We start from the raw sequence: 13,745 nt of genomic DNA, 5'->3' as shown, positions 1-13,745 counted from the left end.
CCCATGTCCAAGCACATGACCTCGACACGCACCACTCTGCGGCGCGCCGCGGCCGTCACCGCTCTCACCGCCGCCGGGGTCCTTGCCGCGGCCGGTGTCGCCTCCGCGCACGTCACCGTCCACCCGGAGAGCTACGCCAAGGGAGCCACGGACGGCCTGCTCACCTTCCGTGTGCCCAACGAGGAGGACACCGCCTCCACCACCAAGGTGCAGGTCTTCCTGCCCACCGACCACCCCGTGCTCGGCGTGCTGGTCCACCCGCGGGACGGGTGGACGGCCAAGGTGACCACCACCAAGCTCAAGACGCCGGTCAAGACCGACGACGGCACCATCACCGAGGCGGTCTCCGCGATCACCTGGACCGGTGGGAAGATCGGCGCCGGGCAGTACGAGGACTTCGACGTCGCCTTCGGGCAGTTGCCGGACGACAGCGACCAGTTGACCTTCAAGACGCTGCAGACCTACTCCGACGGCAAGGTCGCCCGCTGGATCGAGGAGCAGACCGGCGGGGACGAGCCGGAGAACCCGGCGCCGGTGCTGAAGCTCACGGCCGGTGGGGAGAAGACGACGCCGGCGGATTCGAAGAGCAGCTCGGGCAGCACGTCGAAGGCCGCTGATTCGAGCGACTCGACCGCCCGTGGTCTCGGCGTCGCCGGGCTGGTGGTCGGCGTGCTCGGTCTCGCCGCCGCCGCGTTCGCGATCGTACGGGGCCGGTCCGCCCGCTCCTGACCGCACGAAGCACGACGAAGGGCCCGGACCGGTGATCGGTCCGGGCCCTTCGTCGTACGCCCTCAGCGCCCTGCCAGCTCCAGCACCCTGTGCTCCGCCGGCACCTCCACGGCAGCCGTACGCGAGTTCCGCCACAGCCACAGCACGTCCCGGCCGAACGACCACACCAGCGAGCCCAGGGCCAGCAGCACGATCGCCAGGTTGGCCACCTGCGGCAGCAGCTCGGCGCCCGCCAGCAGCAGGCAGATGCCCTGGAGCGCGGCGACCGTCTTGCGGGCGAAGGACGGCGGCAGCGGGGCGTTCAGCCAGGGGGCGACGCGGGCCGCGGCGACGAACCCGTAGCGCATGCCGCCGATCAGCAGCACCCACGGGCCGAACTGCATGGACACGTACACGCTCAGCACCAGGATCAGGAACGCGTCCACCTCCATGTCGAAGCGGGCGCCGAGTGCGCTGGAGGTGCCGGTGCGGCGGGCCACCTTGCCGTCCACGCCGTCCAGGAGCAGGGCGACGGCGGTCAGGGCGACCAGCAGGGTCACCGGCGGTGCGCTCTCGAAGGAGTCCGCGACCAGCGCGGTCACCCCGCCGACCAGGGTGGCCCTGCCGAGGGTGACCCGGTTGGCGGGACCGAAGGAGCTGAGCCGGGAGCGGTGCAGGGCGCGGGAGAGGACCGCCCAGGTGGCGAACGCGAAGGCGAGCCCGGTCAGCCAGCCGGCCGGCCCCATGCCGATCGCCGTGCCGAGCAGGGCCAGCAGCAGGATCTGCACGCCCGCTCCCACGGCGGTCTCCTGCTGAAGCCTCGCGTCAAACGTGTTGTTCAGGGCCACCGCGCATTCCTCCGGCCGAGTGACAGAGTCGATCAACGCCGCGTACTGTGCGCGGCCTGTGCACTTCTCGGTACGTGAACAACTTCCCTATCGTTCAGGAGGATGCCGATGAACCACTCGGCCCGCGCGTTCTGGCTCCGCTCGCCGGGGCACGGCGAGATCCGCGACGTCACCCTCGTGGGGCCGGCCGAGGGCGAGGTTCTGGTCCGCACGCTGTACTCCGGAGTCAGCCGTGGCACGGAGACCCTGGTCTTCCGTGGCGGGGTGCCCGAGTCCCAACACGCCGTGATGCGGGCGCCGTTCCAGGAGGGCGACTTCCCCGGGCCGGTGAAGTACGGCTACCTGAACGTCGGCGTCGTCGAGGAGGGGCCGGACGCGCTCGTCGGCCGTACGGTGTTCTGCCTGTATCCGCATCAGAGCCGTTACGTCGTTCCGGTGAGCGCCGTCACCGTCGTACCCGAGCGGGTGCCCGCCGAGCGGGCCGTGCTCGCGGGGACCGTGGAGACCGCGGTGAACGCCGTCTGGGACGCGGCGCCCCTGATCGGCGACCGGATCGCGGTGGTCGGCGGCGGCATGGTCGGCTGCTCGGTGGCCGCGCTGCTGGCCCGCTTCCCCGGCGTACGGCTGCAGCTGGTCGACGCCGACCCGGACCGCGCGAAGACCGCCGAGGCCCTCGGCGTGGACTTCGCCGCACCTGGGGACGCCCTCGGCGACTGTGACCTCGTCGTGCACGCCAGCGCCACCGAACAGGGCCTCACCCGCTCCCTCGAACTCCTCGCCGCCGAGGGCACGGTCGTCGAGCTGAGCTGGTACGGCGACCGGCGCGTAGCCCTGCCGCTCGGCGAGGCCTTCCACTCGCGCCGGCTCACCGTGCGCAGCAGCCAGGTCGGCACCGTCTCCCCGGCCGCCCGCGCCGGGCGCGGCTACGCCGAACGGATGGCGCTCGCCCTCGACCTGCTCGCCGACCCGGGCCTGGACGCCCTCGTCACCGGCGAAAGCGCCTTCGAGGAGCTGCCCGAAGTGATGCCGAAGCTCGCCGCCGGCGAGATCCCCGCCCTGTGCCACCGCATCAACTACACCGGCAACGGCCTGACCTGAGAAAAGAGTGAGAGGAGGCTGAACAAGGGGAAGCGAAGAGCCGTACTACACGGCAATCCCCCGGCAGGGAACCGCAGGGGGCACCAGACGCGCCGCACCTGGAGGGTCGTCCGTTGTTCAGCATCACCGTCCGCGATCACATCATGATCGCCCACAGCTTCCGCGGCGAGGTGTTCGGGCCCGCGCAGAAACTGCACGGCGCCACGTTCCTCGTGGACGCCACCTTCCGCCGTGAACAGCTGGACGAGGACAACATCGTCGTGGACATCGGCCTGGCCACGCAGGAACTGGGCGCCGTCGTCGCCGAGCTGAACTACCGCAACCTCGACGACGAGCCCGAGTTCGCCGGGATCAACACCTCCACGGAGTTCCTGGCCAAGGTCATCGCCGACCGGCTCGCCGAACGCATCCACAAGGGCGCGCTGGGCGAAGGCGCGAAGGGCCTCAAGAACATGACCGTCACGCTGCACGAGTCGCACATCGCCTGGGCGAGTTACGAGCGTGGCCTGTGACCGAGACGACCGTGGCGAAGACGCGGCTCGCCTACGTGCCCCAGCAGCCGGCCCCTTCCGAGAACGTCGGGATCATCCCCATGTCCCTGCGCACCGTGCACTTCGTCATGCCGGGCGGTGTCGACGACCCGGCCGCGCCGAGCGGCGGCAACGCCTACGACCGCCGGGTCTGCCTGGACCTGCCCGGCTTCGGCTGGCAGGCCGTGCGGCACTCCGTGCCCGGCAGCTGGCCGCGCCCCGGCCGGTCCGACCGTGACGTGCTCGCCCGCGTCCTGCGGGACCTGCCGGACGACACCGTCGTGCTCCTCGACGGCCTGGTCGCCTGCGGCGTCCCCGAGGTCGTCGTCCCCGAGGTCGAACGCCTGCGGCTCGCCGTGCTGGTGCACCTGCCCCTCGGTGACGAGACCGGCCTGGACGCGGCCGTGGCCGCCGAGCTCGACGCCCGCGAGCGGCAGGTGCTGCGGGCGGTGCCCGCGGTCATCGCCACCAGCGACTGGGCGGTCCGCCGCCTCGTCTCCCACCACGGCCTCGCCCCCGAGCGGGTGCACGTCGCCGCCCCCGGCGCCGACATCGCGCCCCTCGCGCCCGGCACCGACGGCGTCTCCCAGCTGGTGTGCGTCGCCGCCGTCACCCCGCGCAAAGGCCAGCACCGACTGGTGGAGGCGCTGGCCGCGGTGACCGACCTGCCGTGGAACTGCGTCTGCGTCGGTGGGCTGACCCACGACCCGGAGTACGTCGCCCATCTGCGCGAGCTGATCCGGCGCCACGGCCTCCAGGACCGGCTGCGGCTCGCCGGACCGCAGGCCGGCGCCGAACTCGACGCCGCCTACGCGGCGGCCGACCTGATGGTCCTCACCTCGTACGCCGAGACGTACGGCATGGCGATCACCGAGGCCCTCGCCCGCGGCATCCCGGTGCTGGCGACCGACGTCGGCGGTGTCCCCGAAGCTGTCGGCCGCGCTCCCGACGGCGGCGTCCCCGGCATCCTCGTCCCGCCGGAGGACCCGGCCGCACTCGCCGCCGAACTGCGCGGCTGGTTCGGCGAACCCGACGTACGCCGCCGTCTGAAGGCCGCCGCCCGCAGTCGTCGCGCGGCCCTGGACGGCTGGGCGACCACCGCGCGCAGCCTGGCCGGCGTCCTCGGACGGCTGCCCGAGGCACCGAGGAGGGCGGCATGAGCGACACCAGGACCGTGACCGGAGGGATCCCGGCCCAGCCCGGGCCGAGCGACGAGCAGGTGCCGGGCACGCCTCCCCGAAACGACGACTCGTCCGGTGTGATCGCCGGCGCCGGGCCCGTCGCCCGTCCCGGCGAGCGGGCCACCGTACGGCTGCGGGAAGGCGGGGAAGAGGAGCAGGCCCGCTACGCGCCCGAGTGGCTGCAGCTGCGGGAACCGGTCGACGCCGCCGCCCGGGCGGAGGACCTGCTGGACCCGCTGCGGATCCGGCTGGCCGACCTGCCGGGCCGCACCGGCGGTCTCGTCGTGCACGACCTGGGCTGCGGCACCGGCTCGATGGGCCGCTGGCTCGCACCCCGCCTGGACGGCGCCCAGCACTGGGTCCTGCACGACCGCGACCCGTACCTGCTGCACTTCGCCGCCGTGGCCTCCCCGCGCTCCGCCGCCGACGGCAGCCGGGTCTCGGTCGAGACCCGGCGCGGCGACGTCGCCCGGCTCACCCCGGACGCGCTGACCGGGGCCTCCCTGGTGACGGCCTCGGCCCTGCTGGACGTCCTCACCCGCGAGGAGATCGAGGCCCTCGCCGCGGCCTGCACCGGAGCGGGCTGCCCGGCCCTGCTCACGCTGTCCGTCGCCGGACGCGTCGAACTCACCCCGTCCGACCCGCTGGACGCGGAGATCACCGAGGCGTTCAACGCCCACCAGCGCCGTAGCGGCATGCTCGGTCCGGACGCGGTCACGGTGGCCTGCGAGGCGTTCTCCGAGCGCGGGGCGACGGTACGGGTGCATCCGAGCCCGTGGCGGCTCGGCCCCGAGGAGTCCGCGCTGACCGCGCAGTGGCTGCGGGGCTGGGTGGGCGCGGCCGTCGAACAGCGGCCCGAACTGCGCGAGCCCGCCGAGCGTTATCTGCGCGAACGCCTGGCCGCCTGCGAGGCCGGTGAGTTGCAGGTGGTCCTCCACCACAGCGACCTGCTTGCGCTGCCGCGGCCGGCGGGAGGGGCGTCATGAGCGGGCAGGCGGGCGCTGTGTCGGCCCCGGAAGCCGTGACGGCACTGCTGGAGCCGCCTGTCGGCGAGGCGACGCATGCATGCGCCCCCGGGGTTGCGGGGCACATCGCCCCCGGGCTTGCGGGGCACATCGCCTCCGAGGCCGAGGGGCGTGCTGCCTCCGAGCCCACGGGGCGTACTGCCTCCGTACCTGCGGGGCGTACTGCCTCCGTGTCCGAGGGGTGTGTCCTCTCCGAGCCTGCGGGGCGTGCTGCCTCCGGGCTTGCGGGGCGCATCGCTTCCGAGCCTGCGGGGCGTACTGCTTCCGAGCCTGCGGGGCGTACTGCTTCCGAGCCTGCGGGGCGTACTGCTTCCGAGCCTGCGGAGCGTACTGCTTCCGAGCCTGCGGGGCGTACTGCTTCCGAGCCTGCGGGGCGTACTGCTTCCGAGCCTGCGGGGCGTACTGCTTCCGAGCCTGCGGGGCGTACTGCCTCCGAGCCCGCGGAGCGTACTGCTTCCGAGCCCGCGGAGCGCGTGGCCTCCGAGCCCGCGGAGCGCGTCGCCTCCGGGGCCGAGGAGCGCGTCGCCCCCGAGCCCGACGGACGCGTCGCCCTCGAGTCCGAGGAGCGCAGCACCCGCCGCTTCAACTCCCGCGCCCTGCGCACCCACTTCGGAACCGTCGCCGGCGTGGCCATCCTCGGCGCCCTGCTGTGGCGGCTGGGGACCGGTGTGCTGCTCGACGGGCTGCGGCGGATCGACACGGTGACGCTGCTGGTCGCGCTGGGCATCGGCGTGGTCACCACCGTGTTCAGCGCGTGGCGCTGGCAGTTGGTGGCCCGGGGGCTGCGCATCCGGCTGCCCTTCGGCCCCGCGATGGCCGACTACTACCGGGCGCTGTTCCTGAACGCGGCCCTGCCCGGCGGGGTCCTCGGCGATGTGCACCGGGCGGTCCGGCACGGGCAGAGCGCCGGTGACCTGCGGCGCGGGGTGAAGGCGGTCGTCCTGGAGCGCGTCGCCGGGCAGGTCGCGCTGACCGTGTTCGGCGCGGCGGTGCTGCTGACCCTGCCGTCGCCCGTCCGGAACGACGTCCGCACCATCGCCGCGCCGACGGCCCTCGCCGCGGCGGGTGCGCTGGCCGTGTTCCTCGCCGTACGGATGAACCGCGCGGCCTCCCGCCGCGGCGGCGCCCTGCGCAGGGGCCTCGGCGAGATGCGGGAGGGGCTGCTGTCCCGTCAGGCCGGGCCCGGTGTCGCACTGTCCTCGGCGGTCATTCTGGCCGGGCACGTCGCGATGTTCGTTGTGGCGGCCCGGGTCGCCGGCTCCGCCGCCTCCGTGGCGGTGCTGCTCCCGCTCGCGGTCCTCGCCCTGGTCGCCATGGGCCTGCCGCTGAACGTCGGCGGTTTCGGCCCCCGCGAGGGAGTCACCGCCTGGGCGTTCGGCGCCGCCGGGCTCGGCGCGAGCAGCGGAGTGGCCGTCGCCGTCGTGTACGGCGTGCTCAGCTTCGTGGCGAGCCTGCCCGGCGCCGTCGTCCTCGTCGCCCGCTGGTACAGCGGGCTGCGCGGCTACCCCCGTGCGTCCTCGGAGCCCTCGGCGGACGTGAGCAGCGCGAAAATCGCGCCGAACGATTCCGTGAGGCTCGCCAGCAGTTCCTTCCCCTTTTCCGCCGAACCCAGGGAGGGACGGCCGATGACGCCCGACTCGGTGTAGGCGGACATTCCCACGGTGAGCAGATGACGACGGTCGTCCGCGGTGAAATCGGCGGACTCGTATCCAGGACGGACGAATTCGGGATGAGCGTGCAGCAGAATGGAGGTCTCGATTTCCCCTGCGTGCATGTCGGTGAGCAGCGAGGTGCGCACTCCCGCCGCCTCCCGCGCCGCCTCCCAGTCCTCGGCAGCCGGGAACAGTCCCATCGTCTCGCCGCGCGCGGAGGCTTCCTGTACGACGTTGCCCAGCACATAGTTGCCGCCGTGCCCGTTGACCACGACGAGCGCGTCGACTCCGGAGCGGCGCAGCGACGCCGCGATGTCCCGGACCACCGCATGGAGGGTCACGGCGGAGATGCTGACGGTCCCCGGCCAGGTCGCGTGCTCGTGCGAGCAGGAGACCGTCACCGGAGGGAGGAGGTGTACCGGGTACGCGGCGGCGATCTCCCGCGCCACGGTACAGGCGATCAGCGTGTCGGTCGCCAGCGGAAGGAAGGGGCCATGCTGTTCGAAGCTGCCGACGGGAAGGACCGCGACCTGAGTTGAAACGCTCGCCCCCCGCATCCGTACGTCTTCCGTGGTGTCTGCCGGCACCACCCCGTATGCCGCCGAACGCGCGCCCGAACCACTCATCTTTTCCCGGCCTTTCGTCTCTGCTTAGGAATCAGATCATGACAGAAAACATCGGCATCCTCGGCAAGAAGTCCCCGCGGCGTTCGGGCGCGGAACGCGTTGTGAATACCCCGCTGCCCACCGTGTACGGGAAATTCCAGGCGATCGGCTACCTGGACCACGACCGCGGTGACGAGCAAGTCGCCCTGGTGTACGGGGAGATCGGCGCCGACAACGTTCTCGTCCGACTGCACTCGGAGTGCCTGACCGGCGACGCGTTCGGCTCCCAGCACTGCGAGTGCGGCGACCAGCTGGCTGCGGCGCTGCGTGCGGTGGTCGCCGAAGGCAGCGGTGTCGTCGTGTACTTGAGGGGTCACGAGGGCCGCGGCATCGGTCTGCTGGCGAAGCTGCGCGCGATGGCCCTGCAGGCGGAGGGCCTGGACACGGTCGAGGCGAACCTGGCGCTCGGGCTGCCGGTCGACGCCCGCGACTACGGCGTCGCCGCGCAGATCCTGCACGACCTCGGGGTGCGCTCGGTGCGGCTCATGTCCAACAACCCGCGCAAGCGGGAGGCGCTGGTGCGGCACGGCATCCAGGTCGCCGAGCAGGTGCCGCTGCTGATCGAGCCGTGCGAGAGCAACATCACGTATCTGCGGACGAAGCGGGAGCGGCTGGACCACCACCTGCCCCATCTGGACGCGGTCGCCCACGGCTCCTGATTCGACGGGCGGCCGTCCGGACAGGATCAGGGGATGACCGACGACGTCCTCTTCCTCTCCGCGGCCGAGGTGACCCGGCTGCTCGGCCCGGACGCGGCGATCGCCTCGCAGCGGGCGGCCTTCACCGCGCTCGGCACGGGCGAGGCCGATCTGCCCGGCAAGATCATGCAGCCGAGCCGTTTCGACGACAGCGTGGTCTTCGCCTACGTGTCCCGGCTGTCCAAGGACACCGGGGCGGTGGCGAAGTTCGGCAGCGTCAACCCGGGCAACGCGGCCGCCGGGCTGCCCACCGTGCACGCGGTCGTCACCGCGCTCGACCCGGACACCGGGCGGCTCGCGGCCGTCCTGGACGGTACGGCGGTGACCACGCTGCGAACGGCCGCGGGCAGCGCCGTGGCCGTGGACGCCCTCGCCGTGCCCGGCCGCACGGAGCTGGCGCTGCTCGGTTCCGGCACCCAGGCCCTCGCCCACGCCCGCATGATCGCCCGGGTGCGGGAGGTGACGGCGGTACGGCTGTGGAGCCCGACCCGGAGCCGCCGCACCGCCGCAGCGGACACCCTCGCCACCGGGCTCGGCGTTCCCGTCCGGGCGGTGGACAACGCCGAGGAGGCCGTGACCGGCGCCGGGGTGGTCGCCGCCTGCACGCTCAGCACGACGCCCGTGGTGCGCGGCGCATGGCTGGCCCCGGGCTGCACGGTGGTCAGCGTCGGCTCCTTCGAGCCCACCCGCCACGAGGTCGACGCCGACGTCGTACGACGTGCCGCGGCCGTCGTCGTGGACGACGCCGGTACCGCGGCCGGGCACGCCGGGCCGGTCGTGGACGCCCTACGCGACGGACAGCTCACCCCCGACGCCCTGATCCCGCTGGGCGAGGTGCTCACCGGACGCCGCGGCGCCCGTACCGCACCGCAGGACATCGTCTACTACAACAGCACCGGACTCGGCATCCAGGACGCCGCGGCGGCCTGGGCCGTGATCCGCGCCGCGAAGGAGGCAGCCGAGTGAACCTTCAGGCCCGGGTGGTCATCGTCGGCGGTGGGGTGATGGGCACGAGCATCGCCTACCACCTGGCGCGCGCCGGAGTGCGTGACGTCGTCCTGGTCGAACGCGACGAACTGGCCGCAGGCTCCACCTCCAAGGCCGCGGGCGGAGTACGGGCGCAGTTCTCCGACGAGCTGAACATCCAGCTCGGCGCGCGCAGCCTGGAGGCCTTCGGCCGGTTCACGGAGGAGATCGGACAGGACATCGGGCTGCACCGGGTCGGCTATCTGTTCCTGCTGTCCACGCCCGAGGAGGTCGCCTCCTTCGAGGCCGGGGTGCGGCTGCAGAACTCCCTCGGCGTGCCCAGCAGGATGCTCACCCCGCGGGAGGCCCGCCGGCTCTCCCCGCTGATCACCACCGACGGGCTGCTGGCCGCCGCCTACTCCGCGGACGACGGCCACTGCACACCCGAGGCCGTCGTCCACGGCTACGCGGCCGCCGCCCGCGCCCACGGCGTCCGCATCCTGCGCCACACCGAACTGACCGGCATCGAACTGCACGGCGACACCGTCACCGCCGTCAGCACCACCCTCGGCCGCATCGCCACCGACACGGTGATCTGCGCGGCCGGCGCCTGGTCCAGGGCGGTCGGCGCGATGGTGGGCGTGGACCTGCCCGTGCAACCGCTGCGCCGCCAGATCGCGGTCACCGAACCCGTCCCCGGGCTGCCGCCGACGCTCCCCATGACCATCGACTTCACCACCAGCCTCTACTTCCACGCCGAGGGCCCCGGCCTGCTCCTCGGCATGTCCGACCCGGACGAGAAACCCGGCTTCGCCACCGACACCCACGACCGCTGGATCCCCCGGCTGTACGAGGCGATGCAGCACCGCGCCCCCGCCCTGCTCGACCTGCGCCGCGCCGGCACCTGGGCGGGCCTGTACGAGAACACCCCCGACCACAACGCCCTGATCGGCGAAGCGCCTTCGGTGTCCCGCTTCCTGTACGCGACAGGCTTCTCCGGCCACGGCTTCCTGCAGGGACCCGCCGTGGGCGAGATCGTCCGCGACCTGTACCTGGGCCGCGTACCCTTCCTCGACGTCCGCCCCCTGAGCGCCGGCCGGTTCGCGGCCGACGCCCCGCGCCCGGAGGCCAACCTGGTATGAGCGAGCTCCACCTGTGGCTGCGCCACGAGGCCCGTACCACCGAGCGGCGCACACCGATCGTCCCCGCCGACGCCCGCCGCCTGACCGAGAGCGGGGTGCGGCTGACCGTAGAGGATTCCCCGCAGCGGATCTTCCCCGTCGAGGAGTACGAGGCGGCCGGCTGCCGCCGCGCACCGGCGGGCTCCTGGCCGACGGCACCGCGCGCTGCGGTGATCCTCGGCCTGAAGGAACTCCCGGACGAGCCGCCGTCATTGCCGCACCGTCACATTTTCTTCGGGCACGCCTACAAGCAGCAGCCGGGGGCGGCGGAGCTGCTGCGCCGTTTCGCGGCCGGGGGAGGAGCGCTGCTGGACCTGGAGTACCTGGTGGACGACCAGGGCCGCAGACTGGCGGCCTTCGGCTACTGGGCGGGCTACCTGGGCGCCGCGCTTGCCGTGCTCCAGCACCGGGGCCGCCTCATGGCACCCCTGCACCCCACCACCAAGGAGGACCTGGACGCCACCCTCGAACCGACGCCCGGAGACGCGGACTTCACGGCACTCGTCATCGGCGCGCTGGGCCGCAGCGGCCGGGGCGCCGCGGCCGCCTTCGCCACCGCAGGCGTCACCGCGACCCACTGGGACCTCGCCGAGACCCGCACCCTGGACCGCCCGGCCCTGCTCCGCCACGACGTGATGGTGAACTGCGTCCTGGCCACCACCCCCGTCCCACCCTTCCTGCGCGAGGCGGACCTGGACGACCCGGCCCGCCGCCTGCGCACTCTCTGCGACGTCACCTGCGACGTCGGCTCCCCGCTGAACGTCCTGCCCGTCTACGACCGCACCACCGACTGGACGGACCCCGTGCGACGGCTGCGCAAGGAGCCACCGCTGGCCCTGATCGCCATCGACAACCTGCCCTCGCTGCTGCCCCGCGAGTCCAGCACCGACTTCTCCGCGGCCCTCCTGCCCCAGCTCCTCGACTTCGGCACCTCGGGCCAGTGGGGGCGCTGCCTCGACCGCTTCCACCAGGCCTGCCGTGAGCTGGGCATCGTCGACGAAAGGGAGTTGCCCCATGACTGACCGAGTCCCGGCGTCCGGCACCGTCCACTGGGTCGGCGCGGGCCTGTCCACCGGCTGCGGACTGGCCGTACTCTGCGGCAAGGCCCAGCGGGTACGGCTGTGGCACCGCACCGAGGCACGCGCGGCCGACGCCCTGGCCGCCCTGGGCCTGACCGACCGGGCCGAGCCTCGCGCCTTCACGCTCCCCGCGCTCACCGCCGAACTGGCGCCCGGGGACGTCGTCGTATCGATGCTGCCCGCGCCGGAGCACGCCGCACTCCTGTCCGCGTGTGCAGCCGCGCGAGCCCATTTCTCCTGCTCCAGCTACGTCTCGCCCGAGGTCCTGGACCAGGTGCCGACAGCGGAGGCAGCCGGCCTGGTCGTCCTCACCGAGGCGGGCCTCGACCCGGGCATGGACCACCTCTTCGCGCACAGCCTCATCGGCAGGGCGCGCACGGAGATCGGCGCGGACACTCCGGCGACCTACCGCCTCACCTCCTACTGCGGCGGGGTCCCGGCGGTCCCGAACGACTTCCGGTACCGTTTCAGCTGGGCACCCCTGGGCGTCCTCAACGCCCTGCGCTCACCCGCCCGTTACCTGGAGAACGGCACCGAGACCACGGCCCCCCGCCCCTGGGAGGCGACCAGGCCGCACGTCCTCTCCGGGGAGACCTTCGAGGCCTACCCCAACAGGGACAGCATCCCCTTCATCGCCCAGTACGGCCTCCCGCCCGCCTGGACCCCACGCACCTTCGTACGGGGCACCCTGCGCCTGGACGGCTGGCTGAAGGCGTGGGAGCCGGTCTTCGAGGAGCTGAAGGCGGGTGACGACGAGAGTGTCGCCGCCCTGGCCCGCGAGCTGGCGGCCACCTACCCGACGACGGACGAGGACCGTGACCGCGTGGTGCTTTCGGTGTCCCTGGAGGTCGAGACCCCGGACCGCACCTGGACGGGCAGCTACTTCCTCGACCTCGTGGGTACCGCCGAGGAGTCGGCCATGGCCCGGTGTGTCTCCCGCCCCTTGGCCCTGGGCGTCCGCCACATCCTGGACGGCAGCCTGCCGGCGGGACTGAACCGGGCGGCGGAGACGGCGGAGCGGTCGGACGCCTGGCTCGCCGAACTCGCCGAGGAGGGACTGAGCTTCACTCTGCGAGTCGGCCAGTAGCAGAGGAGGCGCTGCTGTCGCGTTGGTCGTCGATGCGGACCTGTAGTCACCCGGTCGTGGGCTCATGTAGAGCAGGCGGCACCGACTACGGGTGCGGTGCCCGGCTGCGCCCCACTGTTGCCCTTACTCACGTGCACCTGAGTACTTGAACTCTGGGCGGTGACGGGGCGAGCCGGAACGCTGGAGCCATGAGTCAAAGACAACCAGAACCCGTTCGCCGGCTGCTGTCGATCCCCGTGCTGGCCGGGGTGTCGCTGGCACTGTGGGCAGCCTGGCTCGGCTGGGACCAGCATCGTGACGTCCACCCTGACGGTTCGACGACCGGCCCGTACGAAGCGTGGCAAGTGATCGGGCTGGTGCTGACACTGCTGGCACCGGTGTGCTGGGCGGCGTATCGGCGCTACAGGACAGGAGCTGTGCTCGGCACCACGGCCGGCCTGACGGTTGCTGCCGGTTTCGACTGGTCGGACGACGCCAGCGGCCTCTTCATGGTCGGCGTGGGGATGGTCATGATAGGGAGTTTCGTGGTGACCTCCGTTGTTTCCGCCGTGGTTGCGGGACTGACAGACGGACCACGCCCCGCTACGCCATCAAGGTGGGGATGAGCCCCGTTGGGAGGGGTGGTCACTGCCGCCGGGACACGTCACTCCGGACGGGATGCAAGGCCGCGCGGCCGCGACGATCAACTTTGTCGGCATGGGGCTGACCCCGCTCGGCTCGCTCCTCGGCGGCTTTCTCACGGAAGTGCGGGGGACGCGCACCAGCCTCCTGGTAACGGCCGCAGGCATGCGGCTGTCGCCGGCGCTGATGGCCCTGTCCCCGCTCGCCACCGTCACAGACCCTCAAATGCTCCTCAGAACCCCCGGCTGTGATTGTCGTGCTCATGGCTGGCGGATAGCGTTAGGGCCTTGATCGCCAACCGGCCGCTGCTCCTGCACTCGCCGACGACGAGGCGACGGACATCAACGACCGAGCAGGCAGGGAAGACGATCCTGCCGACGGTCGAGACGGGGTGGAAGCAGTGGGA

At 72.6% G+C, this 13,745-nt stretch carries 13 protein-coding genes and 2 pseudogenes; 13 read left to right on the top strand and 2 right to left on the bottom strand.

Annotation, left to right across the window (positions count from 1 at the left end; translation table 11 throughout):
• Positions 1-15 precede the first annotated feature (15 nt).
• Positions 16-729 carry a YcnI family protein gene (locus ACIF83_RS09750; RefSeq protein WP_393471263.1) on the top strand — a complete coding sequence of 238 codons (714 nt, stop codon included), beginning with the start codon at positions 16-18 and terminating at the stop codon, positions 727-729.
• 62 nt (positions 730-791) lie between these two features.
• Here the strand turns inward: ACIF83_RS09750 and ACIF83_RS09745 are convergent, their stop codons facing one another.
• A complete protein-coding gene (locus ACIF83_RS09745; RefSeq protein ID WP_393469850.1) occupies positions 792-1,556 on the bottom strand; it encodes a CDP-alcohol phosphatidyltransferase family protein in 765 nt (254 codons plus the stop codon).
• A gap of 108 nt (positions 1,557-1,664) precedes the next feature.
• On the opposite strand from ACIF83_RS09745, the gene ACIF83_RS09740 reads away from it, so the two are divergent.
• The 5 genes and pseudogenes from ACIF83_RS09740 to ACIF83_RS09720 form a co-directional block, all read left to right on the top strand.
• Positions 1,665-2,654, top strand: coding sequence for a zinc-binding alcohol dehydrogenase (locus ACIF83_RS09740; protein WP_399725074.1), 990 nt, complete (start codon positions 1,665-1,667; stop codon positions 2,652-2,654).
• 113 nt (positions 2,655-2,767) lie between these two features.
• A complete protein-coding gene (locus tag ACIF83_RS09735) occupies positions 2,768-3,166 on the top strand; it encodes a 6-pyruvoyl tetrahydropterin synthase family protein (protein ID WP_386575976.1) in 399 nt (132 codons plus the stop codon).
• Positions 3,163-4,344, top strand: coding sequence for a glycosyltransferase family 4 protein (locus tag ACIF83_RS09730; protein WP_399725071.1), 1,182 nt, complete (start codon positions 3,163-3,165; stop codon positions 4,342-4,344). The genes ACIF83_RS09735 and ACIF83_RS09730 overlap by 4 nt, the downstream gene beginning before the upstream one ends.
• A complete protein-coding gene (locus ACIF83_RS09725) occupies positions 4,341-5,351 on the top strand; it encodes a class I SAM-dependent methyltransferase (protein WP_399725068.1) in 1,011 nt (336 codons plus the stop codon). The genes ACIF83_RS09730 and ACIF83_RS09725 overlap by 4 nt, the downstream gene beginning before the upstream one ends.
• Positions 5,348-6,790, top strand: a pseudogene (locus tag ACIF83_RS09720) (lysylphosphatidylglycerol synthase domain-containing protein); the annotation flags it as partial. The gene ACIF83_RS09725 and the pseudogene ACIF83_RS09720, both read left to right, overlap by 4 nt.
• A 101-nt stretch (positions 6,791-6,891) precedes the next feature.
• On the opposite strand, the gene ACIF83_RS09715 reads toward ACIF83_RS09720, so the two are convergent.
• Positions 6,892-7,668: a creatininase family protein gene (locus tag ACIF83_RS09715; protein WP_399725065.1), complete on the bottom strand. Its 777-nt coding sequence runs from the start codon at positions 7,666-7,668 to the stop codon at positions 6,892-6,894.
• Between the two features lie 38 nt (positions 7,669-7,706).
• Between ACIF83_RS09715 and ribA the strand changes: the two genes are divergently transcribed.
• From ribA to ACIF83_RS09680, 7 genes and pseudogenes are all read left to right on the top strand, one after another.
• Entirely contained in the window at positions 7,707-8,366 is a 660-nt protein-coding gene (gene ribA, locus ACIF83_RS09710) for a GTP cyclohydrolase II (RefSeq protein WP_393469863.1), read from the top strand.
• A gap of 33 nt (positions 8,367-8,399) precedes the next feature.
• On the top strand, positions 8,400-9,371 hold the full coding sequence (locus ACIF83_RS09705; protein ID WP_399725062.1) for an ornithine cyclodeaminase family protein: 972 nt from the start codon (positions 8,400-8,402) through the stop codon (positions 9,369-9,371).
• Complete coding sequence (locus tag ACIF83_RS09700; protein WP_399725059.1) at positions 9,368-10,513, top strand: NAD(P)/FAD-dependent oxidoreductase; 1,146 nt, start codon at positions 9,368-9,370, stop codon at positions 10,511-10,513. Before ACIF83_RS09705 ends, ACIF83_RS09700 begins: the two co-directional genes overlap by 4 nt.
• Positions 10,510-11,574 carry a saccharopine dehydrogenase gene (locus tag ACIF83_RS09695; protein WP_393469872.1) on the top strand — a complete coding sequence of 355 codons (1,065 nt, stop codon included), beginning with the start codon at positions 10,510-10,512 and terminating at the stop codon, positions 11,572-11,574. Before ACIF83_RS09700 ends, ACIF83_RS09695 begins: the two co-directional genes overlap by 4 nt.
• Entirely contained in the window at positions 11,567-12,718 is a 1,152-nt protein-coding gene (locus tag ACIF83_RS09690; protein ID WP_399725056.1) for a saccharopine dehydrogenase C-terminal domain-containing protein, read from the top strand. The genes ACIF83_RS09695 and ACIF83_RS09690 overlap by 8 nt, the downstream gene beginning before the upstream one ends.
• Before the next feature lie 188 nt (positions 12,719-12,906).
• On the top strand, positions 12,907-13,323 hold the full coding sequence (locus ACIF83_RS09685; protein WP_398140413.1) for a hypothetical protein: 417 nt from the start codon (positions 12,907-12,909) through the stop codon (positions 13,321-13,323).
• Between the two features lie 37 nt (positions 13,324-13,360).
• Positions 13,361-13,630, top strand: a pseudogene (locus ACIF83_RS09680) (hypothetical protein); the annotation flags it as partial.
• Positions 13,631-13,745: the final 115 nt, after the last annotated feature.

It is taken from the genome of Streptomyces sp. NPDC085866 (genome assembly GCF_044541035.1).
Classification (GTDB): Bacteria; Actinomycetota; Actinomycetes; order Streptomycetales; family Streptomycetaceae; genus Streptomyces.
This window is presented reverse-complemented; position numbering and strand designations above follow the sequence as displayed.